Here is a 26,573-nt window from a genome sequence, read left to right as displayed (position 1 = left end):
CCACCTATCCTTGATGCGGCATGGGAGCCGAGGTCGACTCAAACTCTGAGTTATCGACCGATGACAAGGCCACCAGCGCATCGCCATATTGATCTAGAAACTGATTGCCCAATGTTAGGCCCAATTGATAATCCGCCTCCAAGGCTTCAGATTTGCTCAACAACGCACTGCTTTGCAGCGGCTCATTCGGCGCAATTTGTAGCACTTGCGCACGCGCAGGTGGGTTGGCCAAAAACTGTAGCTCACTTTGATAGCTTTGATAGTGGGTGGTGAACATTTTCAGCATGTCGGTACTGAGTGGCTTACCCGATAGCGATTGTAGCCGATAAATGGTGTCACCACCGAACAGCCAGCGTCCGCCATTTTGCATCGCCTTCTCTCTCATACTGTCTTTCACTCGACTGACCCACTGCTCTCGGCTCGACTTATAGCGTTCCGATAACTCTCCTAACTGCTTACTCAGCTCTTTTTGAAAGGTTTCAAACCGCGCTAGTCGATATTTTTCTTCAAAGTTAGTGAGGTAATCCGCGATTTTAAATTGGGGTTTGTGGGTTTCAAATCGTGCTCGCAGTGTTTCAAGAAAGCGACCGCTATCATCGACGCGTTTTTCCTGTTCTACATCAGGCTCTGTACGGATCACCACAATGATATCCGCGCCGCGCGCAAACGCTTCTTTCGCTGGGATTGCAGCAGTTACGCCACCATCGACGTACCGGTGTTCGTTGATATTAACCGGGTGTGGATACAACAGTGGAATGGCACAGGTTGCCTTAAGCGCATCAGGCCAATTATCTTCTGTGAGCGAGAAAAAGGCAGGTTTCAAGATATCGACATCGGTTGCACACGCATAGGCATATCGATTTTGCAGGTGACGACGTGCCGTCTCCATGTCCAATGCCGTCTCTTTTCCGGGTAGCGCGGTCTCTAGTGCCCAATCAAGATCCATATGATGCTGACGCCGCACATACTTCATTAAGTGGAAGAAGCGTTCTTGGGTCGTCAGCTGGGTAATAAATCGGTAGCCATATTGGTATTGTTGGCAGACATACGCGCTCATATTGAGCGCCCCAGCGGACGTACCATAATAGTGCTCGAACGGATCAAAGTGGCGAGTCAAAAATGCGTCGATGACACCCGCCGTAAAAATACCGCGCTGCCCACCTCCTTGCAGGACCAAGGAAATTCTTTGCGGTCGCGAAGGCTGGCTCTTATTTAAACCGATAGCCTGCGTATCGGCCGCAAACATCTTAGGTTGTACGGCTTGCTTGCTGTCTACCACACTCGCCCCTTACGAGCACACTCACGTTATGCATCTGTTTTTATTGAACGATGCCGCATAGTCTAACGCGTCGTGTAACGCTGCGCTAGCGCTTACCCCGTTACGGATGAGTGAGCGTGTTTCAGTAAGCATCTAACCTGACACTTATCTACATTGTTCACTTTTACCCCATCACTGCCACCGCAGCGAAGGTAAATATCATGCCTAGCGCACAACCTGCGGTGATTAACGCGTAGCCCAATGTGGTGTTCATCGCCTGACTCCTTACTGTTTACGTTTTTAATTTTGTTACCGGGTTAGCTGGTTCGCTAGTTAGCTCACCAACAGTATAAAACCTGGTTAAGTGTGCGCCTTTATGGGCTGCAATTCTGCTATCAGGATCATGTTTCATCACGCTGTGGCACAATAAAAGCGCTTGTTAATGCTGTTTTTTTCGTCAATTAACGTGCACCACCAAATAACCATGAATCACCACCTATTGATAAAAAAGATAGTTCTTTTCACTAGAGAACAACAAAATTTTATCATCAACAACTGCCAAAGCGTCATCATTGCAGGTTAACCCCCATCTTTTTGCTAACTTGTTGGTTTTAAGGCTATTGATTTAGTCTCTTGCTGTGCTTAATGTGCAATGACTGCCCGCTTTAGATAAAAAAATCAACATTCGGGCAACAGGACGTTAAAAATCAATATTGCGGGAATGTGCTATTTCTTTCATATCGGCCAAAAAACGCAGCATCACAACACTGCGGGCTTGGATAAGCGCAAGAAGGGCAATTCGCAAAGGAGTAAGTAGATATGCAAAGAGAACAATGGGGCTCACGGGCTGGGTTTATCCTCGCTGCCGTTGGGTCAGCAGTCGGCCTAGGGAATATTTGGCGATTCCCCTATATGGCGTATGAGAACGGTGGCGGTGCCTTTTTTATCCCTTACCTTTTCGCCATGCTCACTGCCGGTATTCCATTTATGATCATGGAGTTTGGTTTAGGGAAAAAATTACGTGGCTCATCGCCCGTGGTTTTCTCAAAACTCAACACCAAGTTTGAGTGGCTCGGTTGGTTCCAAGTCTTGATTGCTGCAACGATTGGGATCTACTACGTCGCGGTCATTGGTTGGGCCATTTCGTACTTTGGCTTCTCATTTGGACAAGATTGGGGCACAGATACCAACGCCTTCTTCTTTTCAGATTACCTAAAGCTGGGTGAAAACTCGCCCACTAATTTGGGTGATTGGCAATGGCATATTGCGATTCCGATGATCATTGCGTGGGCAATCACGTTTGCTGCCGTATTCCGTGGCGTAAAAGGCGGGATCGAAAAGGCGAGCAAAATCATGATGCCACTGTTGTTTATCATGGTGCTGCTGCTAATTGGCCGTGTGGTGATGTTACCGGGCGCGCTTGATGGGCTTAACTACTTGTTTTCGCCAGACTTTAGCAAACTGACAGATGCCAGTGTTTGGTCCGCTGCTTACGGGCAGATTTTCTTCACTCTCTCTGTCGGCTTTGCCATCATGCTCGCTTACTCAAGCTATTTACCTGAGAAATCGGATGTGAATAATAACGCCTTAATGACGGTGTTGATTAACTGCGGCTTTTCGATTGTCGCGGGTGTGTTGATCTTCTCTATTCTCGGCTACATGGCCGCCGAACAGAGTAAGGGCATCACTGACGTCGTCAGCGGCGGTGTCGGCTTGGCCTTTGTCACTTTGCCAGCCGCAATTAATCTGTTGCCTATCCCTTATATTTTGGGTCCCTTGTTCTTCTTAGCGCTGGTGGTGGCAGGCTTAAGCTCGCATATCTCGATCATCGAGGCGGTTACATCATCGATCATGGATAAGTTGAATGTCACACGTCAAAAAGCGGCAATCGCGGTTTGTGGTGTGGGCTTTGTGGTCTCAATGGCGTTTGCTACCAACGGTGGCTTGTTGCTGCTTGATTTAGTCGACTACTTTGTCAACAACGTTGCATTGTTAACCAGCTGCTTGCTTGAGCTAATTGTCGTAGGCTGGCTAGTGAAACTGTCTGACATCCGTCAATACGTGAATCGCGTATCTGAATTTAATGTGGGACAGTGGATGGAAATTTGTATCCGCTTTATCAGCCCGATTATGCTGGCCGTGATCTTGGTGAAAAACCTGATTGATACCTTTAACGACGGCTATGGTGGCTATGCGCAGTTCGAGCTACTAACCCTCGGTTGGGGCTTGGTGGCAGCCATGCTGGTTGTTGGCATTATTGTTAACAGCACAACCACACCCGCTCGTAATATGGAGACAGACGCATGACAACAGGTGCAATCGTAATGATGCTTATCGGTTTAGCGGTAACATGGGGCGGTGCCGCTCTGTGTATTCGTAAAGCGATGCAAAGTAATAGTGAATAAACATGTGAAGCGCCTGCTGCAAGTAGGCGCTGTTTTGACAACACAAACACGCCTAACAGCCCTCAAGCTCGATATCGCTTGGGGGCTTTTTGTTAGTCGCTGATTAATTACACAAACTGCGGAGTTGTTTCTAGCATCTTAGTCACAAAGCACCGATAATGGACCGATCAAAATAGCAACGAGGACAAAAGCACTATGGCTTCAGCCAAACGCATCTTGGTGGTGGATGATGATGTTGAGATTCGTGAACTTCTTCAGGCTTATCTGGCGAAAGCCGGTTATGACGTAGTCACCGCGCAAAATGGTCATGAGATGCAATCTAAGCTGGCCGTGCAGTATCCCGACTTAATTCTTTTAGACGTCATGCTTCCGGGTGATGACGGCTTTACCTTATGTAAACGTATCCGCAAAGACTCGGGTGTCCCCATCATTATGCTCACGGCGGTGTCGGACGAGACGGATCAAATTGTCGGACTTGAGTTGGGCGCGGATGATTACATTGCAAAACCCTTTAGCCCTCGCCAACTGATTGCACGTATTCGCGCGTTACTGCGCCGTACTCAACAGTTACAAGAAACAACCTTGTCACGCCCAAAAGCAATCCGCTTTGGTCAGTGGCGTCTTGAGCCAGCCACGCAGCAGCTGCATCATGTTGTCACTGGGATGGAAATCGAGCTGTCTGCCTCTGACTACGCACTGCTCATGCTCTTTATCGACCACCCGCACCAGCTACTGGATCGTAACGCCATTAGTCAGGCGACACGCGGGCGAGATGCCCAAGCGCAAGAGCGTGGTATTGATGTTCAAGTCAGCCGTCTGCGTCAACGCTTACGCGATACCAGTAAAGCGAACCTAATTAAAACGGTACGTGGTGCAGGTTATATGTTTGTTGCCGAGATCCAGTATGAATCATGAATGGCTCGAAAAACTGATCCCACGCTCTCTGCTTTCCAGAACACTGCTGTTAACGCTACTATCGGTGGTCTTGGCACAAGGGATTGCGACATCAATCTGGTATACTCAGTCGAAGCGAACCCAGCTAGAGGGATTAGAATCCGCATCGGCGAGTTTAGCCAACATGTTTGCATCAACTACCACCTTTTTTCAGTCTTTACCCGTGGCGTATCGTCATGTCGCATTGAATCAGTTGCGTAATATGGGTGGCACGCGGTTTTTTGTTTCATTCAATAAAGAAAAAATTCACATCACGCCGATCGAAGACACGCAAGCCAAGCAGGTTGCTATCGATACCGTATCAGGCATTCTTCATCAACAACTGCCGGCGTTAAACACCATCGAGGTTAATTTTTCTCGCCCTGAAACATTGCGGGTGCTGAATAACGATATTTTATTGCAAGATTTACCCAAGTCTTGGGCACATCACACCTTAAGCTTAGAGCCACTCAATCCACCTATTCTGGTGGTGCAAATGGAGCTTAAAACCGGTGAGTGGGTTTATATCGCTGCCCTACTTCCTGCGCCCTATGTGACCCTCGACGATACGCTGATCACCGCCGATCAAGTGGTCTTTATCGTGGTCATTACCGCTTTGCTGCTATTTTTTACCTACATCTTAATTCGTCAACAAGCTCGGCCGCTAAAGCGATTAGCAAAGGCCGCTAATTTATTCAGTACTGACATTGAGCAACCCCCGCTTAGAGAAGAAGGCGCGGCTGAAATTGCGATTGTGACCCGAGCTTTCAACCGGATGCAACGACGCTTACAACGCCATCTACGCGAGCGGGAAACCCTTTTTCGCTCGATGTCGCATGATTTAAAAACCCCTATCACGCGGTTACGCCTGCGCGCGGAGCTGATCGACGATGAGGTACAAACGGCAAAATTAAATAAAGACTTGGACGATCTTGAAATGATGGTGAAAGGCGCGGTTCAAACCGTGCGTGATACCGATATTCACGAGAATATGGCCGCGATTGATGTGATCGACTTTTTAGCGATGATTGTTGAACCCCACAACCAAACCAGAATGCGGGTGCAGATTGAAAGCGATGCCGTGCCGCCATTTACCTGTAAACCGCTCGCGTTTAAACGTTGCCTATCCAATTTAATTGATAACGGGGTTAAGTATGGCGACAAAGTAACCATTTATGTTATGGACGCGGCGCACACCTTAGATATCACCTTGATCGATGAAGGCCCTGGTATTCCAGAAGAAGCGCTCACGTCAGTGTTCGATCCCTATGTGCGCTTGCATGATGACAGTGACGGCTCGGGCTTAGGCCTTGGGATCGCCAGAGATATCATTCATGCCCATGGTGGTGATATGGTGCTCAGTAATCATCGTGAGGGTGGATTACAAGTTGATATCAGTTTCCCGCGGGTAGAAGAATAATGCGTCGAACAACACGATTTTTATCGGGTGCGCTGCTTGCGTACAGTTTGTTAGCCTACAGCGTTAGCGCCGCTGCAAGCAAGGTTGAAGTGCTTCACTGGTGGACCTCAGCCGGAGAGGCCAAAGCCGCCTCGGTATTACGTCAGGGCATGGAGCGACAAGGCTATCAATGGCAAGATTTTGCGGTAGGAGGTCGCGCTGGGATCAGTGCGATGAATACACTGAGAATTCGTGCGATTAGTGGCAATCCACCTTTGGCCGCACAAATCAAAGGCCCAGAGATCACGGAGTGGGCGAGACTCGGTTTTTTGCGTAATCTTAATAATATTGCTGATGCCGAGCAGTGGGAAGCCAAGATCCCTGCGCCACTTAGAGATGTGATGCAGTATCAAGGCAATTACGTCGCCGCGCCCATTAATATCCACCGAGTAAATTGGCTATGGATTAACTTACGTGCGTTTGAGGCCGCGGATGCTGATATCCCGACCGACTTTGATAGCTTTTTTACTGCGGCAGATAAACTTAAACAGGCAGGCTATGTTCCCCTTGCCCTAGGCGGAGAGCCCTGGCAAGTGGCGACGCTGTTTGACAGCTTGGCCCTGTCCGTCATGGGACCACAACTTTATCAGCGGGCGTTTCTTAATTTCGAACGCAACGCATTACTGAGTGACGGCGTCATTGAAGCGTTCCGTTTACTCGCCAAAATGCGCAAATATGTCGATGACAAGGGTCAAGGCCGAAACTGGAGCGATACCACGCAGCTGCTGATTAATAATCAGGCAGGCATGCAAGTAATGGGAGATTGGGCGAAAGGTGAATTTTTCGCAGCTAATCAGCAAGAAGGCAAGGCGTTTACCTGTGTTGCCGTCCCTGGCACTAAACACGCGTTTAGCTATAACGTCGACAGCTTTGTGTTTTTTAAACCCAACAATGAAAACGAGCGGCAAAGCCAGGCGGATATAGCGTCGTATTTATTGACACCGCAATTTCAACGCGATTTTAATCGTTATAAAGGCTCTTTGCCGATCCGATTTGATGTGCCATTGCCTGAGGATGATCATTGCGCCCACGCATCGCGCGATGCGTTTCTTTATGCGCAAGAACACGGCACCTTAAGCCCGAGTATGTCACATGGACTGTCGACCACACGCTATGTGCAAAGTGCCATTTTTGATGTGATTGACGAGTTTTTCTACGACCCGAAGCAAACCCCGCGTGAGGCCGCAGAAGCACTCTATCGGGCGATCTTATCGGCGCAAGCATGATCACACCTTGCGGTCTAACTCGCCATGATTAAAACGCACAAGGAACAAAGGCAATGTCACTGGCAAGCTCAGTGTGGTCAGTGAACACATAGTCAAATTGCTTGAGCGTTTTCACTTTCACCGGCGCACTGCGCTGCCATTTTGAACCATCAGCCACCAGCCAACGCGCGGTGGCGGCTTCCAACATGGTGTCACTGACATCGGCTTCATCCGGGGAAAACTCGCAGGCCCACCCTTCTTCACTCACCGCCGCACAACCAATAATGGCAATATCGGCTTGAAAGCGGGATAAAAACTGAATCACCGAATGGCCCACCATATCTTGATCGTTGGCCCGTAACTTTCCGCCGGCCAGCCAAATTTCCAGGTCAGAATTAGCGCCGAGAATGTGGGCGATTTGTACGTTGTTGGTTATCACCCGAAGATCACGTCGGGTGAGTAGCTGTTCGGCAATCGCCGAGACGGTCGTGCCAATGCCCAACATCACGGTGGCCCCGTCAGGAATACGCTCGGCGACAGCCTGCGCAATCGCAGTTTTAATCCCACGATGGCGTTCAAGCCGGCGCTGATAGTCACTGTTTGCCTGTGCGGAGGGCATATTGATCCCACCATGATGACGACGGGCGAGCCCCAACGCACAAAGCTGATTAATATCGCGACGGATAGTCTGCGTAGTCACGGAAAAATGCGCGGCCAAGTGGTCAGTTTCTAAATGTTCGACATCGGCTAATTGGCTGAGAATATCTCGCTGTCGCCAGTTTAATCCCAAATCGTTAGTCACCAACACTCCCTCCTTATTTTTCAATTTGTCGATATCAACTTATTGATAAATAACGCTCAGGGGCGTCGGTGATCATCATGTCCACTCCCCACTCCCATAAAGGTGCCACGGCGTGCGGATCGTTAGGGGTGTAACACTTCAATGCTAAACCTGAATCTTTAACGGATTTTGCTTTCTCTTGGGTGAGGTGGCGATAGTTGCAGTGAATGCTAAGTGTGGCTAAATCGCGAAACTCATGCCAATTATCAGGGATGGTTTCCCATAAGATCGCCCGGGCGAGGCTCGGTTTTTGATCGCGACAATACCGCAACGCATCCAAAGAGAAAGACGAGATTAAGATCTGCCGCTCATTCACAGGGCTTGTCGATAAACAATCAAATACCGCGTCGCATAATGCAGCAATATCGGTATCGGCATAGGTTTTTATCTCAAGGTTAAGGTGCAGCTCATCGTGATGAACTTGTGCCAATACGGCCGCTAATGTCGGCACTCGTTGTTGAGCAAAATCAGCTGAAAAGTGGCTTCCCGCATCCAATTGCTGTAAATCGACTAAGGCAGTGTCTTTCAACGCCCCTTTCCCATTCGTGCACCGGGATAACGTTTGATCATGAAAGACTACAGGAATGCCGTCTTGGGTTAATTGCACATCTACTTCCACCCAACTTAAGCCGAGTTCACGCACGCGGGCGATCGACGCTAACGTATTTTCAGGCGCTTGAGCGGCGACACCCCGGTGACCACATAATTTCTGAGGTGATACCGGAGTAGATGATAAAACTGACTTTTCGGGCTCGGTTTTCATATGAACATCTCTTTATCTTAAATATATCTATTGTAAGCCAACCAGGACTTCATTTCTCCCCGTTAAAGGTGACAGATTTGCTACATTAATATTACCTTTAATTTCATGCTTTTCATTCACAGAACACGCTTTAATTAACATATTTTTCACGACCAACGAGATCGCGGTCAAAAGTCATACAATTGTCATCTCCCTTTTCGGTGAGGTTCATATTATGTTCATTTTTGTTCATTAAGTTGCCAGATGAACATTACCCCATCCTCAAAAGGAGTGACGCATGAAAACCCAACGCTTAACCGCGCTTTCTTCGGCCTTGTTGTTGGCCTCGTTTTCCGCCAACGCTGCAACCGAAATTGAATGGTGGCACGCAATGGGCGGAAATCTCGGTGAAAAAGTGAATGAAATGGCCGAGAAGTTCAATGCCAGTCAGGACGACTACACAGTGAAGCCCGTTTATAAGGGCAACTATACCGAAACCATGACGGGGGCGGTCTCTGCCTTCCGCGCCAACAAACAACCTCATATCGTGCAAGTGTTTGAGGTAGGAACGGCGACCATGATGTCTGCAAAAGGCGCCATTTACCCAGTGTATGAGTTAATGCAAGACGCCAAAGTACCGTTCGACCAGTCTGATTATCTCTCTTCTGTGACCGGCTACTACTCAGACGAAAATGGCAACATGTTGTCTATGCCATTTAACAGCTCAACACCGGTGCTTTATTACAACAAAGATTTGTTCGCCAAAGCGGGGGTGACACCACCTAAGACTTGGGAAGAGGTCGAGCAAGTATCAGAAAAGCTTCTCGCCAATGGCACCCAGTGTGGCTTCACCACCGGCTGGCAGTCTTGGGTACAAATCGAAAACCTCGGCGCACGTCATAATACCCCGATTGCCACTAATGATAACGGCTTTAGCAGTGTGGATAACGAAATGCTGATTAACCAATCACCTTTCGTTGATCACATCGCCAAAATGGCAGACTGGCAACAAGCTGGGATCTTTGAGTATGGCGGCCGTCGCTCTGACAGTGCACCACTTTTTTATAGTGGTGAGTGTGCCATGTATATGAACTCTTCAGCATCCTATGCGGGCGTGCGTGAGAGCGTGAAAGACTTTGAGTTTGGTGTTGCCAAGCTGCCTTACTGGGATAAAGCCGTTGAGCAGCCAAGAAATACGATTATTGGCGGCGCCACGCTTTGGGTTCTGCAAGGTCATGAATCAGAAGAGTACAAGGGCGTTGCTCAGTTCTTCTCGTTCTTGTCAAAACCAGAGATCCAAGCTGATTGGCACCAATTTACTGGCTATCTGCCGATCACTCACGGTGCGTATGAGCTAAGTAAAAAGCAAGGCTTTTACGCTGAGAACCCGGGGACAGATGTCGCGATTAATCAGATGACAGAAGTGGAGCCCACCCCTGCATCGAAAGGTATTCGTTTGGGTAACTTCGTGCAAATTCGCGATGTGATCAACGAAGAGCTTGAAACTGTCTGGTCGGGTGATAAGTCAGCGCAAGAAGCGTTGGATGAGGCCGTTGAACGTGCGAACGGATTGCTCGCTAAGTTTGCTAAAGCAAACAAATAATTACGCCTTGTATTATGGAGCGGTGCGCTGAGCCCGCTCTTTTTATTGAGAAAGTCTATGTCCAATAAACCCACATTTAACCACAGTGCGTTTCCCATTTTATTACTCGCACCGCAACTGCTCATTACGCTTGTTTTCTTTATTTGGCCAGCAGCACAAGCGGTCTGGCAGTCGATGCTACTTGAAGATCCTTTTGGGCTCAGTACCGAGTTCGTCGGTGCTGACAATTTTATCGCACTCATTGGTGATACAAGCTATTACAGTAGCTTTTTCACTACGCTGTTTTTTAGTTTTTCAGTCGCCGCTATTGCTCTTCTCTCGGCATTAGTGCTCGCGGTGATGGCCGATCGTGTGATCAAAGGCGCGACGGGCTATAAAACCTTATTGGTTTGGCCTTATGCGGTTGCTCCCGCTGTCGCTGGGGTGCTCTGGCTATTTATGTTCAACCCCACCGTGGGTGTACTGGCCCATGCGCTTGAAGCCATTGGGCTCGATTGGAATCCCTTTATTCATTCTGGGGATGCCATGACCATGGTTATTATCGCCGCCACCTGGAAGCAGATCAGCTATAACTTTTTGTTCTTTCTTGCAGGGTTACAGTCGATCCCACGATCATTGATTGAAGCGGCCGCGATTGACGGGGCTGGACCGGGGAAACGGTTTGTAACCATTATTTTCCCGCTGCTGTCACCCACGTCATTCTTTCTCTTGGTTGTTAACTTGGTATACGCCTTCTTCGAAACGTTCGGCGTTATTCACGCCATGACCCAAGGCGGGCCAGGTCAATCGACAACCACGCTGGTTTATAAAGTTTACGCCGATGGTTTTGTTGGGCTCGATATGGGCTCATCCGCGGCCCAGTCGGTGGTGCTGATGATCTTGGTCGGTGCATTAACCGTGATTCAGTTTAAATATGTTGAAAAGAAGGTGGCCTACTAATGGTTGAACGTCGCCCTTGGCTTACTGTGTTCTCGCATCTGGTGTTGATTCTGGGTGTGGCCTCTGTTGCGTTGCCCGTGTGGCTTGCGCTCACCGCCGCCACTCACGATAGCAGCGCCTTTGTGAGTGGTGTTACCCCATTATGGTTTGGTGACAAAGGCTTATCTGTGTTTACAGAGGTACTCACCGAAGGGACATCGCGTGAGTTAAATATCACCGTAGCAGGCATGTTATGGAATTCATTTTTAATGGCGATGGGCATATCCATCGGCAAACTGGTTATTTCAATTTTGTCGGCCTATGCGGTGGTCTATTTCCGTTTTCCTGGCCGCATGCTGGCATTTTGGATCATTTTTATGACCTTAATGCTTCCCGTTGAAGTACGTATTATGCCGACATTCCAGGTCATTGCCGACCTCAATATGTTGAATTCCATGTCGGGCCTAACGATTCCGCTGATCGCCAGCGCCACCGCGACCTTTTTATTCCGGCAGTTCTTTATGACCGTGCCGGGGGAAATGCTGGAAGCCGCCCGCATGGACGGTGCAGGTCCGTTTAAATTTTTTAAAGATATTTTATTGCCCTTATCGCGCACCAATATTGCCGCGCTGTTTGTGATCACTTTTATCTATGGGTGGAACCAGTATTTATGGCCCATTCTGATCACCACGGATGACGAGTATTACACCATCGTGATGAGTATTCAGCGCATGTTGTCTGTTGGCGACGGTGAAGTGGAATGGAACCGCGTCATGGCAACCACATTAATGGCAATGCTACCGCCTGTATTGGTGGTTTTGGGCATGCAAAAACTATTTGTTAAAGGCTTAGTGGAGACGGAGAAGTAAATGGCAACGGTAACCCTCGATCAACTTCAAAAAACCTATCCGAATGGGTTCAAAGCTATTCATGGTGTCGACTTGGCCGTACAAGATGGCGAGATGATTGTCTTGGTCGGCCCAAGTGGCTGTGGTAAATCCACATTACTGCGCATGATTGCGGGCCTGGAGGCCATCTCGGATGGCGACTTAATTATCGACAACAAGCGAGTGAATGATCTGGAGCCGGGTGAGCGTGATATCGCGATGGTGTTTCAAAATTATGCGCTTTACCCGCACATGAGTGTGTTTAATAACATGGCTTACGGATTGAGAAACCGCGGCACCCCAAAAGCGGAGATTGAAACATTGGTCAACGAAGTCGCGACCATGTTGGAGCTTGATCACTTGCTAGATAGACGCCCCAATCAACTGTCTGGTGGCCAACGTCAGCGCGTGGCAATGGGCCGTGCAATTGTTCGTCGTCCCAAGGTGTTCTTGTTTGATGAACCCTTATCCAACCTGGATGCTAAGCTACGTGTTCAGATGCGTTTAGAAATAAAAAGCCTGCAACGAAAACTCAAGACGACAGCGGTCTATGTCACCCACGATCAGGTTGAGGCGATGACGCTTGCCGACCGGTTAGTGGTGTTAAATGGCGGCAACGTCGAGCAAATTGGTACACCGCTGGAAGTCTATGATGCGCCTGCCAGCCTCTTTGTTGCCACCTTTATTGGCTCTCCGGCGATGAACATCGTCGACGGACAAATCCACAATCACGCCCTATCCATCGGTCATCACGCACTGGCTTATTGCCAGGGCACAACCGCATCATCGGTATGTGTTGGGCTACGGCCTGAACATTTAAAAATCGTCCCTAACGACCAGGCGCAATTTACGCTATCGGTGACCTTAACGGAGGCGTTAGGGGCCGATTTGTTGGTCTATGGTCACATCGCGGACACGGATAGTCTGATCACCTTGCGCTTAGAAGGCCATAGTAAAGTGATAGAGGGCGATCAACTACCGTTAGCGATTGACCCGCACAATTTGCATGTCTTTGCGGCTGAAAGCGGTAAACGGCTGACGCTTGATGTGAAAGCGCTTAGCGATGAGCGGGTTGTGGCGATTTAATCTTTAGGAGCATACTTTAGGAGCATAGCGTCATGCCAATTCAGTGTTTGCCTTTGTCATCGATACATCAACACGCCGAACGCTGGCGCGATGTTCAGTGGCTGTTTACCGATGTTGATGACACCTTGACGTGGCAAGGGGCACTTCCGTGGCAAACACTGAAGGCATTAACCGAATTGCGTGACGCGGGGATCCGAGTAGTACCCGTGACAGGGGCCTGTGCAGGTTGGTGTGATCACATCATTAACGCTTGGCCTGTCGATGCGGTCATCGGTGAAAATGGTGGCGTGGTGATGTGGCATGAAAATGGCCGACGACAGACAAAAATCAGCTACACCGCCCAGCAAGCACAACCCGGGCTGCGCGATTGGATTGATCACTTACTCGAGCAGTATCCAAATCGTACCCTCAGCGCCGATCAAGCCTACCGCCACTGTGAAGTGGCCATTGATATTGGTCAGCATACCCAACGTGCGCCACAATCCGAAGTTGATGCATTGCTTGAGGCACTCCACGCATATGGTGCCAAAGCAACGGCTAGCTCTATTCATATTAACGCATGGTTGGGTACCCATAATAAACAACAAGCGACGCTGGATTGGCTTTTTCGTTACGGTGTCACAGAAAAGGCCGCCCCTCAACAGGTTGCCTTTATTGGTGACTCACGCAACGATAACGACATGTTTGCCTACTTTCCGCTCAGTGTTGGGGTCGCCAATATTGCCCCCCACCTTGCTGCACTCGATACCCCACCCACCTGGATCACAGAGGCACCAGGTGGGCTGGGCTTCGCTGAATTTGCATCCTGCTGGTTATCATTAGTGCGCTAAGCCGATTTTTTTTACTTTCGTCACTGAGGGCAACGCCTAACTGAGGGCAGCTTCACAGCTTTTCTGCTACAGGGCTTTTTATATCAATGTGTTATTTAACTTTGTCGGTAGGTCGTTCTACAATGTGGGCGTTTTATCATGATAATGATGCCCAAACCTCACTGTTTGCGCACCTCGCATGGTTAGTGCGTATAATTATTAAGCGCAAACACGATAACGATTAGGAAAATGCTATGAAACGCTATGCCCTTGCACTGGTCGCAGCCTTGTTGCCGATGATGTCACACGCGGCACCGGTAGAAAACGCAGACTGTTATTCAGCCAAATACCATGACTACGTTGATGCATCAATTAACTGGTATCAAGCATTAGTGGAGATGACCGTTGAAAAAGACGCCTCTTTGGATGAGGTAGCCGACTGGTTTTTACGCGGCCGTACCAACCACTTTAATCTGAACGCACAAGCCTTTGACTATTATTTAAATAATGACAGCGCCAAGCTCAATCTCGATGCGCCGGTTGAATCATGGCTAATGCTCTCGCAAGAAGATGTTAAAACCCTGTCGCAAAGCTCACTGCCGCCGTCGTCACTGGCGAAAGACGTGTTTGCTTTTCGTCAAGGAGAGTCAATGGAAGGTAACTATGCGTTACGTAGTGCCCTCGCCGACCTTCTCAGCCACCCTAAAGAAATCGACAAACCATTGAACCAATATAACGATCAGATGGTAAGCATTAACGATCGTCAATGTCAGTAAGTCTGCATCAATCAACAATGAGCCGGCAGTTGTCGGCTCTGACCGTCATCATATTCGTTGCTTATGCGGCTTTTGCTGTCATCAAACGATAAAAAAGCCTGATTGCCGCGCATTTTTTTGCTATGTTGTGGCCATTTTTCAGCAAGTGATCGTGTGCATAGCCTTTGTTTGATCAGGGTTTTCACCGTTTGGACAGCTAAGCAGATAAAAGAAGAACGTCATGGCCATACATAATAAAGCCGCGGACGCGACGCCCGAAACCTTACACCGGATTTTCACTGTCCCCGAAGCGCCAGACTCAACGCTCAGTCAAATTGAGCAAGAAATCTCGCAGAATCTTAATCGATTTTTACAAAATCACATTACGGCTACCGAGCGTTCGCTGGCAGATATCGAAAGTGATTTTAGTAATCCCGCAATTCCTGAAGATCCTGCCTTCGTGTCGGATCACACGCAGTTTTTACTCGATAAATTGGTGGCCCAGTCCGTTCACACCGCCTCGCCGCGATTTATTGGCCACATGACCTCTGCCCTGCCGTATTTTTTAATGCCGTTATCAAAAATCATGATTGGCCTTAACCAGAATACGGTCAAGATCGAAACCTCGAAAGCGTTTACTCCGCTCGAGCGTCAAGTGCTTGGCATGCTGCATAATCTGATTTATCAGCAAGATGATGCCTTTTATCAAAGCTGGATGCACAGCGCCAACCACTCGCTGGGCGCATTCTGCTCGGGGGGAACAGTCGCCAACATTACCGCGCTATGGGTGGCGAGAAATAACGTCCTTAAGCCTGATGGTGAATTTCCTGGCATTAACAAAGCAGGCTTGTTTGGTGCAATGCGTCACTATGGTTATCGCGATTTGGCCATTCTAGTGTCTGAGCGGGGCCACTATTCATTGGGAAAAGCCGCCGATGTGCTAGGGATTGGCCGCGACCAATTGATCTCCGTGCCCGCAGATAACCAAAATCGCATTTGCATTGATGCACTCGAAGACACTATTACGCAACTGAATCGCGATAATATCAAACCGGTGGCCATCGTGGGTGTCGCTGGCACGACAGAAACCGGTAGTATCGATCCACTCAATGCGTTAGCTGATATTGCTGAGCGAGAAGGCATTCATTTTCACGTGGATGCCGCCTGGGGTGGTGCCACGTTAATGTCGAATAACCAGCGCCATAAGCTGGCCGGTATTGAACGTGCTGATTCGGTGACCATTGACGCCCATAAACAGCTGTATGTCCCTATGGGCGCCGGTATGGTGCTGTTTAAAGATCCTTCCGTGGTCGCATCCATCGAGCACCACGCCGAGTATATTCTCCGTAAAGGGGCAAAAGACCTCGGAAGTCATACGCTTGAAGGCTCTCGCAGCGGTATGGCGATGTTGGTATTTGCCTGTATGAATATTATTTCTCGCCGTGGCTATGAGCTGTTGATTGATCAAAGTATCGATAAAGCAGCTGCGTTTGCCAAGATGATTAGCCAACACCCGGATTTTGAGCTGATCTCAGAGCCAGAGCTTTGTTTATTGACCTATCGGTTTGTTCCCGCTCGTGTGCAAGCGGCCCTTGCGGTGGCTAATGAAGAGCAAGTCGATTTGATTCATAACTTGCTCAATGATCTGACTAAATTTGTGCAAAAACGCCAGCGTGAATCAGGTCAAACGTTCGTCTCACGGACGCGTCTCACGCCAGAGCAGTGGCAGCGGCGGACGACCACAGTGTTTAGGGTGGTACTTGCTAACCCACTTACCACACAAGAAATTCTGCACGAGGTGTTAGTTGAACAAGCTGCGATTGCGCAAGAAAGTGAGTTCGCTTATCCGCGACTGATCACCTTGGCAGACAGTATTCTAAAGAGCTAGCCAAACATTGCGGCGTGCGCAGGCAGTCACATTCAGTGGCTGCCTAATTATTTGAGCGGTCCTGTTTTGGGGATATTGGTTGACTGCAAACAGTGCGTCTGGCTTAGCGCCGTCTCACGCTGATGCTCAATGTCTAGCTGGGCTTGTTGCCATTGTATTTGCACCTGTGGCGCTGTCATTGCGCGCCCTGGCTCTGAAAATAAAAAGCGTTGCAAGGTATGATCAAATTCAGCAGTGTTTTCTTGCTCGCTATACGCGATCCCCATTAATTCGAACGCACGCGCTTTTTCTCGCGCGGTTCCAATCACTGTGTATCGCTGCGCGGTATCCAGCGTATTATCATAGCGACAATGAATCAGATCTTGCTCGGCTCCCCGTAATGCTTCGTTTAAGCCAATGGTACTGTAATTGCGCCACAGATCCGACATATTAGGTAACGAGCACCCAACCAGTAAGACCGACAAACACACGGCAGCGATTATTTTTATCATCTCTGATCCCTATACGATGACGCTATGGATTGGACATGCGGTTTATCTTTCTATTAACGGCCACGTCGTTGATGACTTGAACGTCAGTCACGTTGACCGATCACTACTTCACCTGATTGCTCAAACATCGCAACCTCTTTGCGACGACGACCAATCAAGATGGGTTTGTCATCATAGAATAGAAAGTTTTTCCAATATTGCTTGAACACGCCCCAGCGAGTTTCGACGATATTATGTTTGTCGTAACAAAAGTAGACCGTAATATTGTCTTCCCAAGGAAAATTGGACACAAAGTCTTCAGGCAGATCATCATCGTTGTCCCACGCATGTTGCCAGACCAGCCGTTGAGTCCAAACGTTTTGATGGGTGGGCCAATCTTGCTTACCAAAATGATCCGGTGTCGGGCTATCTTTACTGATAAATTCTTGCCACAACTGCGCCGCACGCGTCTCTGTCATGGGTTTAATCTCAGCAAGATCTTGCTCTGGGATAGGGAGAGATTGATGGGTGAAAATCCACTTTCTTTTGTAGTCAGATAATGGGATGTAATTCATGCTGCTCGTGGTTATCGGCTTGGTAATGGCGTTTACTTTACCATAATTGCAGCGAGGTTGTTACCAAGCCCAATACCGATAATAAAGAGAAAACGGCAATGCGAAACACATTGCCGTCTCACCCTTCATCAACTCGATTAGCCGTTAATGACGAGCTCATCGGTAGTTTTAATGTCATTGTCTTCGCCGATTTTACGGTGGCCTTGATCAAGGTGCACCATATCAACAAAGTCGTCACTGCCAACCTGAAACGCTTGGCCAAATCCTTTCACATACAGGCCGTTTTCTGGCGCCAGACGGAAGAGGCGAAAGTCTTCTAACCCACTCAAATTATCGATAATATCGCCAAACCGCGCTTTCAATGCATCAATGCCAACTTGCCAAGTCGCGGTGTTACGTTCCACCATTTCAGCTCGTGCATCAAAACTAAGACGTTGACGAGCAAAAATCTGTTTCGCGCTCCCTTCATCTTCGATCATCATCAATGACAAGTTTGGGTTTTCTTGCAGGTTACGTGCGTGACGGGCAATTTCACTGATCAGGATATAAAAGCCATCTTCACGCTGAGCAAAGGGGGCATAACTGACATTGGGTTTGCCTTTTGTATCCAATGTTGCAAGCTGTAATGTCCGGCAGTTTGCACGAAATTCTTTAATTTCAGGGCCAAGGCGGTTTTGTAGCCGTTGTTGTTTAGTCGCTTGATCCATAGTTATTGCTCCGATTCTGTTTGTTGTGAGGTCGCTAACTGCGTTTTTAGTTGGTTAAAGGCATCAATCTGATGGTCTAAAAGCTGACGTTTTTCATCACGCCCGAGATAGATCTTAAAAATCGAATCGCCTTGTTCGGTAAAAAAGCCGATGTAATGGGTTGTCTTGCCGCGAAAGGGTTTGCTGACAAAAGCAATGCCCGCCATGCGTTCTAATTTTAAGTGGCCATGCATTTCGCCGGGCTTACCCATTAAGTTGTAATAGCCGTAAGCGATTTTTCCTTTGGGGAACGGCGCTTTTACTTCAAAGATCGAGCCGCCGGAATGCACAATCGCCGTCACAGGCCCGTCCCATCCGGCCACCTGCATGAGCACGGTTTCAGCATGTTGCCCATCGACCCAAGTTTGATAATCTGCGGGCATGGCGCGTACCACTTCCCCCTCACTCACACCTAGCGTTGCTGCCATATCGGCAGGCAGCATCGAGGCATTCTCGGTCAGTAGCGCACTGACCTGCTCCGTTAACGTAGTGGTTGTCATTGATCACTCCCAGCCTATTTTTATTGTGATAGGTTCTATCAGTGTGGGCAGGCGTTCACCTGCCCTTTGTACGAGTCGTTAAAGTTGGTAACGAGCTAAATTTGGTAACGAACATTAAATTTGATATCGCGCCCTGGTGAAGCCACTTGCGCCCAAGCTTGGGTATATTGCTCGTCGGTTAAGTTATCGATCGCTAAATCAAACTTCACGCCATCCCAAGCGCCATTGGGACTGTAGCTTGCATACACATCCCACAGGGTGTAGCCATCATAAGTGTTGGCATCGTTAGTGTCGTTTTGATCGGCATAATGAGAGACTCGACCGCCGACACTCACTGGTAACGTCGCCAGCGCATAGTCGGTTTCAGCAACCCATTTATGCGCTGGGATGTTATCGAGATAGCTACCATCATTCTTATTCTTGCCTTCGGTTTGGCTGTAGCTCACGCTATTGGTAAAACCACCGAGTTGGTGATGAAGGCTTAGTTCGATGCCTTCCAGTTTGGCATCTTTAACGTTTTCACGCGTTGTAGTGCCGCCCATGAAGTCAACGTTCATATCAATAAAATCGTCAACATCGTTGCGGAACAGGCGCGCATCAACATAAGCATTGTCGAAATAGCTCGTCGGTGTAAATTGGTACGTGATGGCTAATTCTTTATTGGCACTGTGCTCAGGTTTCAAGTCCGGATTCGGTATAAATCGATTGATCAACTTTGTAGGCCCCATAGGAACCACAAAGTGAGTACCACTGGCATACATTTCTTCTAAGCTCGGTGCACGAAAAGCTTCGCGATAGCTGGCAGTCAATGCTAGCTGTTCGGTTGCGTTCCATGTCAATGCCGTCGATGGGGACCACGCATGATCGCGGCTCTCACTATCCAGTGATGTCGGCCGATTATCTTCACCTTTGTATGAGTCAAATCGAACACCCGCTTGCCAACGAATCTGGTCGAATACAGGAATATTTATTTGACCAAACGCCCCTATACTTTCTGCATTTGCATCTTGTCCTGCCGGACGCTCTCCAGGTGCACTGCTGTCATCACGTTTCGTTTCATAACTATCTCGATATAAATCCAGACCTGTAATTAAATCGATATTTTTTATGTTGGACGTATTCGTGATAGAGAAACCTATGGTTTGAGTCTCATTATTGTCACGTTCTTGCGGTGCAACACGGTGCTCTTTCATCTCAGTATTATTGAAATACAACTGAGAGTTAATATCGACCCAATGATTGGCGGGACTATAATCGTAGGCAACGGAAAAGCTCTGGTCCCTTGTTTCTCGGTATACTAACGGATAAGAACCTGACGGCTCTTTGACTGAGGGATTTGATGGAGACATATCATTAAGTTCGCCTTGACGAGCAGTCAACGTCCATTGATGATCTAAAGACGGCGTGAATGTCACTTTCGCCAACCCGCCTTTTTCTCTATCCGCTGAATAAGACAAGGTTTTACCATTACCCAGTTGGTTATCGTCCGAATCGTGATAGTAGCTTTGTACCAGCCAATCAACCGTCTCTGTGCGTCCAAACACCGCGCCGCTTGTGCGTGACGCATTATTGTTGCTGTGGAATCCTTGTTTAAGGTAACCACCTAAGGCCTGATCACCGGAAAGAAAATCGCTGGCTGATTTGGTGTTTTGGGCAAACACGCCTCCCAAAGCACCGGAGCCCCACAGGGTACTCGATGGGCCACGGACCACCTCTACCGAGCGGAGTAACTCAGGATCAATAAATAGACTGGAGCGGTGACCAACAGAAAAATTCTGACGTGCACCATCAACAAGCTGCACCACGCGGCCGTTTTCGCTGCTTAATCCACGAATAGTCACAGACTGAGCGACATCGCGCCCGCCACCAAGCACAGAGACATTGGGTAAGTGCCGAATTAAATCCGTGACGTTACTTCCTTGTCTTTTCTCTATTTCTTCCTGTGACACCGTGCTGACGGCAACAGCGCGATTCGCTTTTTGCGCGTCCATACGACTGGCATACACAGACACCGTTTCTGTTTGGTTGCCATTTTGTTGCCCGCCATCGGCGGCCATGACAGGTGAAGTGAGGCTTAATGTGCCAAGCGCAAGTCCGATAGCGAGGTTTAGGTGGCTCGGGCGTGGTATCAAAATATCCTTTTTCAATGTCATTTCAGTGCTCTCTGGTTCAACTACAAATGAGAATCATCATTATTTTTACAAGATTGTATTGATCGAGAACAGCAATGTAAACGATAATTGATCTTAATTAGTTATGTAACTAATAATTACAAATGTGCAGTGAACGATAAATCACTGCTAATGACACCGCATTACCTTTGACCAATAAGCCACTGATAAAGCGAAAATAAGGATTTAACATGGCCACCGCCGCAGTAAGAGTGATAGCTCTGTTCAGTACCCTCATATCTCTATCGATTCATGCTTCGCCACGCATCGTCAGTGCGGGCGCAAGTGTGACTGACTTGCTCGTTGAGCTTGGCGCGCAATCACAGATTGTTGGTATTGATGCCACCAGCCAATTACAAGAGAAAGACATGCCGAGCGTGGGCTATCATCGCCAGCTCGCGGCGGAAGGTGTACTTTCGCTATCACCCGATCTTTTAATTGGTTCAGAAGAAATGGGCCCAGCACCAGTGTTATCAACTCTCCGTGATGCCGGGGTCCAGGTGGTCACGTTATCGAGTACCCCGACGGTCGCTACCCTCAAGCAACGTATTCATACCTTGGCGAAGTTAACGGCGACACAAGCGAATGCCGGACCATTGATCAACGCCATGGATGACCAATTAGCCAAGCTAGAAACCCGAGCGTCAGCATCAAACACATCCACGCTCAACGGTCTTTTTCTCTTGGTTCAACAGGGACGCCCTGCCAGTGTCGCCGGCGCGGATACCACTCCAAATACCTTGATTGAATTGCTCGGTGCCACGAACCCTGCGGCTGAATCCGTCACCAGCTATAAGCCACTTTCACCCGAGGCGCTGCTTGGCTTTAATCCTGACTTTATTTTGGTCATGCAACGCTCACTCGATCAGCTTGGTGGTATGCAAGGGCTGGCAAACGCCGTCCCGTTGCTATCAAGCACACGAGCGTATAAAAACAATCGCATCATCGCTGTGGATGGCCGTGTATTAGTGGGTGGATTAAGTCTGAATACTCTTAATGAGGCCCTGCGCATTCAAACCCATTTAACCGGAAACCAATAGTAATGCACGCTTACTTTCGTGAAACGCATCAGCGGCTCTTCCCTGTGCTGATCACTGTTTTGTTCATCGTCACTGTGATGTCGATAGCCGTGGGACAGTGGCAACTTGGGTGGCTCGTCAGTTTACAAAGCTTGAGCCCTTGGCAAAGTGATGTCGCACCGCATATCTTGACCATCGTGCAACAGGTCCGCTTACCACGCACCTTATTGTGTTTGTTCGTTGGCGCACTTCTGGCAGTATCTGGCGCATTAATGCAAGGGCTATTTCGCAATCCGCTTGCGGATCCGGGGATCATTGGAGTCTCTGGAGGGGCGTCTTTAGGCGGCGCGTTGGGATTGTTGCTGTTATCCTGGGGCAGCCTTAACGTCGGTTTTACCCTCTCGGTGCCGCTATTTGCCTTTTTGGGTGCGCTGGTCGCCACCTTGTTTGTTTATCGTATTGGCACAACATCGATGGGAACATCGGTTACCGTGATGTTGTTAGCCGGTATTGCCATTAGTGCCTTGTCGGGTGCGGCGCTCGGGTTAATCAATTACGTTGCTGATAACCAAACATTGCGTGATATCGCCTTGTGGTCAATGGGATCGCTCACTGGCGCATCGTGGGGACTCATCGCGTTAACGGGCGTTGCATCCGTTACCCTCACGCTTTTTGCCTATCGCTGCGCTCCGCATATCAACGCCTTATTACTTGGCGAGAACGAAGCTGCGTATCTTGGCATCAATGTTCATCGCCTAAAGCGCTTATTGATCATTGCAACAGCCGCTGGAATGGGCGTGTCGGTCAGTGCCGCAGGATTAATTGGCTTTATTGGCTTGGTTGTACCGCATATTGGCCGTCTATTGGCTGGGCCAGATCATCGCACCCTGATCCCTTTATCGGCGATATTGGGCGCCCTTTTATTGACGCTTGCTGATATTATCGCACGAATCATTGTTGCGCCGGCAGAGCTGCCAGTGGGGATCATCACCGCACTTATGGGGGCACCCTTCTTTTTATGGCTTTTGATCCAACAACGACAAGCAGTGGTGCATTAATGTCTGATATTGCCCTCAATGTTCGTGATTTAAGTTACTCGCTTAACGGACGCCAACTACTTAATCGCATCAATGTTTCCTTTGCTGCAGGCCAATTACATGTGTTGCTCGGGCCAAATGGCGCGGGGAAAAGCACCTTACTCAAACAAGTGATGAGTGACAGTCATCCATCAGGCCAGGTTGATTTTTGGGCCATGCCTAAAGCCGCATGGCATGGTGAGCGCTTTGCTAAACAGGTCGCCTTTCTTCCCCAAAGTAGTGGCTTAACCTTTGCGTTTACGGTCAAAGAAGTGGTTCAAATGGGGGCGACACCGTTACAAGCGAATCAGGCGCAAATTGCCGCCCTCGCCGATGAGCAGTTACAGCAGTGGGATATCACCCATCTTGCTAACCGGCCTTATCCTATATTGTCAGGCGGTGAAAAACAGCGAGTCCATATGGCGCGCATTGCTTTGCAGTTAGTCCAAACCGATCCAACGCGGGCCATCATGCTACTCGATGAACCTACATCGGCGCTCGATATTACCCATCAGCATTACACGCTACAACGCTGTCGATCGCTTGCCGATCAAGGGATGACAGTGGTCTTGGTGCTGCATGACCTCAATCTTGCCAGTCGCTACGCGGATCGCCTGTATTTTCTCAAACAAGGAGAGATGGTATTAACGGGTACCCCATGGCAATGTTTTGAGAGTGAACAGGTCGCAAAGATTTATCAGTACCCGCTTAAGGTCATTGAGCACCCTGAGCATGCCTGCCCATTGATCGTGACCTAGTGCCTGAGTTATTGCTATCAAGGTGGGATCTTGCCAGCGTCGCCATGAGACTTTTGCATTGATAACCGCCTAGCTGGGTCACAAAACCGTCTGTTGATGATCGTTCGCTCATCAGACCAATTGCGACTAGGCGGCAACCTAAGTAAACTGAGACCGCAACCGATTAGCTATGAGAATGGATGAAATCGGATTCGTTACCTTCGCAACCGTCTGATGGGCCGGGATTGTGAAAGACAGCGCCGCTGCGTATCAGCGGCGTTTTTCTGTAAGGTCGCGAGTAACGATCCCAAGGCTTCACAATATAGAAGAATTAAGATGGCAACGATTAAAGATGTCGCGCGTCTCGCGGGTGTTTCAACCACCACGGTCTCACACGTTATCAATAAGACCCGCTTTGTCGCCGAAAAGACAACAGAAAAGGTTTGGCAAGCCGTTGAAGACCTGAACTATGCACCGAGTGCTGTGGCTCGTAGTTTAAAATGTAATACGACACGTACGCTCGGAATGCTGGTCACTAAATCGACCAACCCATTTTTGCCGAGCTCGTGCACGGTGTAGAAGACTATTGCTACGAGCAAGGCTACACGCTAGTTTTGTGTAATACCGAAGGCAACCTTGAAAAGCAGCGCGACTATTTGCGTATGCTGTCAGAAAAGCGTGTCGACGGTTTAATTGTGGTGTGCTCGGATCTCAATGAAGATCTCATGCTACTGCTAGAGAAGAAGCGTGACCTACCCATGGTCGTCATGGATTGGGGCAGTCACCACATTGATACCGATCGGATTGAAGATAACGCGGAACTAGGCGGCTATCTGGCAACCAAACATTTTATTGACAACGGGCATACCCAAATTGGTTGTATCTCTGGGCAAATGGATAAGAACACCTGTAAGCAACGGCTTGCAGGATTTTATCGGGCCCTGAAAGAAGCTGATATCCCCGTAAATCAAGACTGGATCATTGAAGCGGACTTTGAAGCGAATCAAGCAAAAGTCGCCGCTCAGCAGTTTATTGCCATGGAAAACCGTCCTACGGGAGTTTTTTGTTTTAATGATATCATGGCGTTAGCGGCGATCAGCACCTTCAACCAGGCGGGTATTCAGGTGCCAGATGATATCTCTGTCATCGGTTATGACAATATTGATCTGACTGAATATTACTCACCACCGTTGACAACTGTCCATCAACCTAAACGACAACTGGGCAAGACTGCGGTTAAACTTTTACTCAGCCGGATTAATGATAACGATACGCAGCAGCAAGTGTTTGAAATGGATTTATCATTAATCAGTCGAGACTCTGTAAAAAACCTAACCTAATGGTTTATCGCGTTTTTTTATGTAAAGCCACGCCCCTATGACGGTCGTGGCTTTTTTGATTTCCTATGGATAAGAGCTTTTACTTTAAATTATCAGTTACATACTTATTGAACCAATATCACATTTTGTATGCGTAGAGAGGGCGACATCTGTGTCCAATTATTATATCCTGGACAACGTTTGAACAAGGCAAACCATCGCGAAAGCATGGGACGCAAAGCCTCCGGCCTAATGATTCTGGCGTCACTGTCAGGGATTCAATGGTAGCGGGGCTGCCAGCGCTGTTGTTTTTATTGCTGAATCAAGTGTCAGCAAACGAACGGATCAAATCGAATATTTGATGCTTCGTTGACAATCTTGTCTGTTTGCCTTGTTAGACTGCGACTTTATTTTTAGGCATTCACATTCATCGAGATTGTTATTAAATGGATAAACCTGCTTTAAAAGACGCGATGCGTTTATTTGCCGAGTTTGGCAATATCAAATCCCGATCCATGTTCGGCGGATTTGGACTTTTTTGTGAAGACACCATGTTCGCCCTAGTGGTCAATAACACCCTCCACCTTCGTGCCGGTATAGAAAACGAGGCCTTACTCAAACAGCAAGGCTTAACGCCATATGTGTATAAAAAACGTGGATTCCCGGTCGTCACCAAATATTTTGCTATTCCTAGCGCTTGGTGGGACGATCCAGAGCGATTATTGGCCGAAGCGAAAAATGCTCTCGACGTTGCTATCCAGGATCGTTCTATGAAATCGGCAGCGACACCGTCAAGGCTCAAAGATCTCCCGAATCTACGATTGGCCACCGAACGAATGCTTAAAAAGGCAGGCATAGACTCGCCAGAAACATTGCAAAAGCACGGTGCCGTCGGCGCTTATAAAGCACTGAGATCTGCTCATGAAACACAATTGAGTCTCGAGCTTTTGTGGTCGTTAGAAGGGGCGATTACCGGTAAACACTGGTCGGTAGTGCCACCCCAACGCCGTCAAGAATTATTACAACACTTAGAAAAATAACCTCTCACAGTCACCTTTGTATGACTTACTAATTTTCCTGTGAGCAATGTTTGCGTTCAACACCGCCTTCTGGCGGTGTCGCTTTATTCTATTAACTCATTGACATGCCTCTATGCCCTTCCTTTTGCGTC

Annotated in this window: 24 protein-coding genes, 1 pseudogene and 1 riboswitch; of the genes and pseudogenes, 17 read left to right on the top strand and 8 right to left on the bottom strand. The window is 48.5% G+C overall.

Features of this window, described 5'->3' with window-relative positions; genetic code table 11:
* Nucleotides 1–4 precede the first annotated feature (4 nt).
* Nucleotides 5–1,279, bottom strand: a complete 1,275-nt coding sequence (locus HLG76_RS00345; RefSeq protein ID WP_236719571.1) for a patatin family protein — start codon at nt 1,277–1,279, stop codon at nt 5–7.
* Between the two features lie 798 nt (nt 1,280–2,077).
* Here HLG76_RS00345 and HLG76_RS00340 point away from each other — a divergent pair.
* The 5 genes from HLG76_RS00340 to HLG76_RS00320 all read left to right on the top strand — a co-directional run bounded on the left by HLG76_RS00340 (nt 2,078) and on the right by HLG76_RS00320 (nt 7,281).
* The gene (locus tag HLG76_RS00340; RefSeq protein WP_175992875.1) at nt 2,078–3,565 is read left to right on the top strand and encodes a sodium-dependent transporter; all 1,488 of its coding nucleotides are present in this window, start codon (nt 2,078–2,080) and stop codon (nt 3,563–3,565) included.
* A complete protein-coding gene (locus HLG76_RS00335; protein WP_021023748.1) occupies nt 3,562–3,663 on the top strand; it encodes a MetS family NSS transporter small subunit in 102 nt (33 codons plus the stop codon). The genes HLG76_RS00340 and HLG76_RS00335 overlap by 4 nt, the downstream gene beginning before the upstream one ends.
* A 195-nt stretch (nt 3,664–3,858) precedes the next feature.
* Nucleotides 3,859–4,578, top strand: a complete 720-nt coding sequence (locus HLG76_RS00330; protein WP_021023747.1) for a response regulator — start codon at nt 3,859–3,861, stop codon at nt 4,576–4,578.
* Nucleotides 4,568–6,016: an ATP-binding protein gene (locus HLG76_RS00325; protein ID WP_175992874.1), complete on the top strand. Its 1,449-nt coding sequence runs from the start codon at nt 4,568–4,570 to the stop codon at nt 6,014–6,016. Before HLG76_RS00330 ends, HLG76_RS00325 begins: the two co-directional genes overlap by 11 nt.
* Nucleotides 6,016–7,281, top strand: coding sequence for an ABC transporter substrate-binding protein (locus tag HLG76_RS00320; protein WP_077576033.1), 1,266 nt, complete (start codon nt 6,016–6,018; stop codon nt 7,279–7,281). The genes HLG76_RS00325 and HLG76_RS00320 overlap by 1 nt, the downstream gene beginning before the upstream one ends.
* A gap of 28 nt (nt 7,282–7,309) precedes the next feature.
* Here the strand turns inward: HLG76_RS00320 and HLG76_RS00315 are convergent, their stop codons facing one another.
* Together HLG76_RS00315 and HLG76_RS00310 are read right to left on the bottom strand one after the other, a co-directional pair.
* Nucleotides 7,310–8,050, bottom strand: a complete 741-nt coding sequence (locus tag HLG76_RS00315) for a DeoR/GlpR family DNA-binding transcription regulator (protein WP_077646747.1) — start codon at nt 8,048–8,050, stop codon at nt 7,310–7,312.
* A 46-nt stretch (nt 8,051–8,096) separates the two neighbouring features.
* Nucleotides 8,097–8,864 (bottom strand): glycerophosphodiester phosphodiesterase family protein, encoded by a 768-nt coding sequence (locus HLG76_RS00310; RefSeq protein WP_175992873.1) that lies wholly within the window; start codon nt 8,862–8,864, stop codon nt 8,097–8,099.
* Nucleotides 8,865–9,141: 277 nt separating this feature from the next.
* Between HLG76_RS00310 and ugpB the strand changes: the two genes are divergently transcribed.
* From ugpB to panP, 7 genes are all read left to right on the top strand, one after another.
* Nucleotides 9,142–10,446: a sn-glycerol-3-phosphate ABC transporter substrate-binding protein UgpB gene (gene ugpB, locus HLG76_RS00305; protein WP_175992872.1), complete on the top strand. Its 1,305-nt coding sequence runs from the start codon at nt 9,142–9,144 to the stop codon at nt 10,444–10,446.
* 57 nt (nt 10,447–10,503) lie between these two features.
* A complete protein-coding gene (ugpA, locus tag HLG76_RS00300; RefSeq protein ID WP_175992871.1) occupies nt 10,504–11,385 on the top strand; it encodes a sn-glycerol-3-phosphate ABC transporter permease UgpA in 882 nt (293 codons plus the stop codon).
* Nucleotides 11,385–12,233, top strand: coding sequence for a sn-glycerol-3-phosphate ABC transporter permease UgpE (gene ugpE, locus HLG76_RS00295; protein WP_077461149.1), 849 nt, complete (start codon nt 11,385–11,387; stop codon nt 12,231–12,233). The genes ugpA and ugpE overlap by 1 nt, the downstream gene beginning before the upstream one ends.
* On the top strand, nt 12,234–13,337 hold the full coding sequence (locus tag HLG76_RS00290; protein WP_175992870.1) for a sn-glycerol-3-phosphate import ATP-binding protein UgpC: 1,104 nt from the start codon (nt 12,234–12,236) through the stop codon (nt 13,335–13,337).
* Nucleotides 13,338–13,369: 32 nt separating this feature from the next.
* Nucleotides 13,370–14,167, top strand: a complete 798-nt coding sequence (locus HLG76_RS00285; RefSeq protein ID WP_175992869.1) for an HAD family hydrolase — start codon at nt 13,370–13,372, stop codon at nt 14,165–14,167.
* Between the two features lie 233 nt (nt 14,168–14,400).
* A complete protein-coding gene (locus HLG76_RS00280; RefSeq protein ID WP_021023736.1) occupies nt 14,401–14,922 on the top strand; it encodes a hypothetical protein in 522 nt (173 codons plus the stop codon).
* 220 nt (nt 14,923–15,142) lie between these two features.
* Nucleotides 15,143–16,789, top strand: coding sequence for a pyridoxal-dependent aspartate 1-decarboxylase PanP (gene panP, locus HLG76_RS00275; RefSeq protein WP_175992868.1), 1,647 nt, complete (start codon nt 15,143–15,145; stop codon nt 16,787–16,789).
* A 47-nt stretch (nt 16,790–16,836) separates the two neighbouring features.
* On the opposite strand, the gene HLG76_RS00270 is transcribed toward panP, so the two are convergent.
* The 5 genes from HLG76_RS00270 to HLG76_RS00250 all read right to left on the bottom strand — a co-directional run bounded on the left by HLG76_RS00270 (nt 16,837) and on the right by HLG76_RS00250 (nt 21,233).
* Nucleotides 16,837–17,280, bottom strand: a complete 444-nt coding sequence (locus HLG76_RS00270; protein ID WP_021023734.1) for a hypothetical protein — start codon at nt 17,278–17,280, stop codon at nt 16,837–16,839.
* Nucleotides 17,281–17,363: 83 nt separating this feature from the next.
* Complete coding sequence (locus HLG76_RS00265; RefSeq protein WP_077461145.1) at nt 17,364–17,834, bottom strand: DUF2947 domain-containing protein; 471 nt, start codon at nt 17,832–17,834, stop codon at nt 17,364–17,366.
* A gap of 137 nt (nt 17,835–17,971) precedes the next feature.
* The gene (gene hutZ / locus HLG76_RS00260; RefSeq protein ID WP_077461144.1) at nt 17,972–18,541 is read right to left on the bottom strand and encodes a heme utilization protein HutZ; all 570 of its coding nucleotides are present in this window, start codon (nt 18,539–18,541) and stop codon (nt 17,972–17,974) included.
* 2 nt (nt 18,542–18,543) lie between these two features.
* Entirely contained in the window at nt 18,544–19,080 is a 537-nt protein-coding gene (gene hutX / locus HLG76_RS00255; protein WP_175992867.1) for a heme utilization cystosolic carrier protein HutX, read from the bottom strand.
* 95 nt (nt 19,081–19,175) lie between these two features.
* On the bottom strand, nt 19,176–21,233 hold the full coding sequence (locus HLG76_RS00250; RefSeq protein ID WP_175992866.1) for a TonB-dependent hemoglobin/transferrin/lactoferrin family receptor: 2,058 nt from the start codon (nt 21,231–21,233) through the stop codon (nt 19,176–19,178).
* A gap of 209 nt (nt 21,234–21,442) precedes the next feature.
* Between HLG76_RS00250 and HLG76_RS00245 the strand changes: the two genes are divergently transcribed.
* The 5 genes and pseudogenes from HLG76_RS00245 to HLG76_RS00225 all read left to right on the top strand — a co-directional run bounded on the left by HLG76_RS00245 (nt 21,443) and on the right by HLG76_RS00225 (nt 26,442).
* On the top strand, nt 21,443–22,291 hold the full coding sequence (locus HLG76_RS00245; protein ID WP_175992865.1) for a hemin ABC transporter substrate-binding protein: 849 nt from the start codon (nt 21,443–21,445) through the stop codon (nt 22,289–22,291).
* Between the two features lie 2 nt (nt 22,292–22,293).
* Entirely contained in the window at nt 22,294–23,328 is a 1,035-nt protein-coding gene (locus HLG76_RS00240) for an iron ABC transporter permease (RefSeq protein ID WP_077670083.1), read from the top strand.
* Complete coding sequence (locus tag HLG76_RS00235) at nt 23,328–24,104, top strand: heme ABC transporter ATP-binding protein (RefSeq protein ID WP_158009952.1); 777 nt, start codon at nt 23,328–23,330, stop codon at nt 24,102–24,104. Before HLG76_RS00240 ends, HLG76_RS00235 begins: the two co-directional genes overlap by 1 nt.
* 315 nt (nt 24,105–24,419) lie before the next feature.
* Nucleotides 24,420–25,423: pseudogene (locus tag HLG76_RS00230) on the top strand (substrate-binding domain-containing protein).
* A 178-nt stretch (nt 25,424–25,601) separates the two neighbouring features.
* Nucleotides 25,602–25,703, top strand: a riboswitch (cyclic di-GMP riboswitch).
* Nucleotides 25,704–25,848: 145 nt separating this feature from the next.
* Complete coding sequence (locus HLG76_RS00225) at nt 25,849–26,442, top strand: TfoX/Sxy family DNA transformation protein (protein WP_077461137.1); 594 nt, start codon at nt 25,849–25,851, stop codon at nt 26,440–26,442.
* The last annotated feature ends 131 nt before the right edge of the window (nt 26,443–26,573 follow it).

The organism is Salinivibrio sp. EAGSL, from assembly GCF_013366455.1.
Lineage (GTDB): Bacteria > Pseudomonadota > Gammaproteobacteria > Enterobacterales > Vibrionaceae > Salinivibrio > Salinivibrio costicola.
Note: the sequence above shows the minus strand (reverse complement) of the source record. Positions and strands in the feature narration are given on the sequence as shown.

Excerpts from the sequence above, each read along its gene's own strand:
- HLG76_RS00320 (WP_077576033.1), top strand. The coding sequence starts at position 6,016 with ATGCGTCGAACAACACGATTTTTATCGGGTGCGCTGCTTGCGTACAGT.
- hutX (WP_175992867.1), bottom strand. The coding sequence starts at position 19,080 with ATGACAACCACTACGTTAACGGAGCAGGTCAGTGCGCTACTGACCGAG.
- HLG76_RS00335 (WP_021023748.1), top strand. The coding sequence starts at position 3,562 with ATGACAACAGGTGCAATCGTAATGATGCTTATCGGTTTAGCGGTAACA.
- HLG76_RS00235 (WP_158009952.1), top strand. The coding sequence starts at position 23,328 with ATGTCTGATATTGCCCTCAATGTTCGTGATTTAAGTTACTCGCTTAAC.
- HLG76_RS00270 (WP_021023734.1), bottom strand. The coding sequence starts at position 17,280 with ATGATAAAAATAATCGCTGCCGTGTGTTTGTCGGTCTTACTGGTTGGG.
- HLG76_RS00245 (WP_175992865.1), top strand. The coding sequence starts at position 21,443 with ATGGCCACCGCCGCAGTAAGAGTGATAGCTCTGTTCAGTACCCTCATA.
- HLG76_RS00310 (WP_175992873.1), bottom strand. The coding sequence starts at position 8,864 with ATGAAAACCGAGCCCGAAAAGTCAGTTTTATCATCTACTCCGGTATCA.
- HLG76_RS00340 (WP_175992875.1), top strand. The coding sequence starts at position 2,078 with ATGCAAAGAGAACAATGGGGCTCACGGGCTGGGTTTATCCTCGCTGCC.
- ugpB (WP_175992872.1), top strand. The coding sequence starts at position 9,142 with ATGAAAACCCAACGCTTAACCGCGCTTTCTTCGGCCTTGTTGTTGGCC.
- HLG76_RS00265 (WP_077461145.1), bottom strand. The coding sequence starts at position 17,834 with ATGAATTACATCCCATTATCTGACTACAAAAGAAAGTGGATTTTCACC.
- HLG76_RS00225 (WP_077461137.1), top strand. The coding sequence starts at position 25,849 with ATGGATAAACCTGCTTTAAAAGACGCGATGCGTTTATTTGCCGAGTTT.
- HLG76_RS00290 (WP_175992870.1), top strand. The coding sequence starts at position 12,234 with ATGGCAACGGTAACCCTCGATCAACTTCAAAAAACCTATCCGAATGGG.
- HLG76_RS00250 (WP_175992866.1), bottom strand. The coding sequence starts at position 21,233 with ATGACATTGAAAAAGGATATTTTGATACCACGCCCGAGCCACCTAAAC.
- HLG76_RS00325 (WP_175992874.1), top strand. The coding sequence starts at position 4,568 with ATGAATCATGAATGGCTCGAAAAACTGATCCCACGCTCTCTGCTTTCC.
- hutZ (WP_077461144.1), bottom strand. The coding sequence starts at position 18,541 with ATGGATCAAGCGACTAAACAACAACGGCTACAAAACCGCCTTGGCCCT.
- HLG76_RS00280 (WP_021023736.1), top strand. The coding sequence starts at position 14,401 with ATGAAACGCTATGCCCTTGCACTGGTCGCAGCCTTGTTGCCGATGATG.
- HLG76_RS00285 (WP_175992869.1), top strand. The coding sequence starts at position 13,370 with ATGCCAATTCAGTGTTTGCCTTTGTCATCGATACATCAACACGCCGAA.
- HLG76_RS00240 (WP_077670083.1), top strand. The coding sequence starts at position 22,294 with ATGCACGCTTACTTTCGTGAAACGCATCAGCGGCTCTTCCCTGTGCTG.
- panP (WP_175992868.1), top strand. The coding sequence starts at position 15,143 with ATGGCCATACATAATAAAGCCGCGGACGCGACGCCCGAAACCTTACAC.
- HLG76_RS00330 (WP_021023747.1), top strand. The coding sequence starts at position 3,859 with ATGGCTTCAGCCAAACGCATCTTGGTGGTGGATGATGATGTTGAGATT.
- ugpE (WP_077461149.1), top strand. The coding sequence starts at position 11,385 with ATGGTTGAACGTCGCCCTTGGCTTACTGTGTTCTCGCATCTGGTGTTG.
- ugpA (WP_175992871.1), top strand. The coding sequence starts at position 10,504 with ATGTCCAATAAACCCACATTTAACCACAGTGCGTTTCCCATTTTATTA.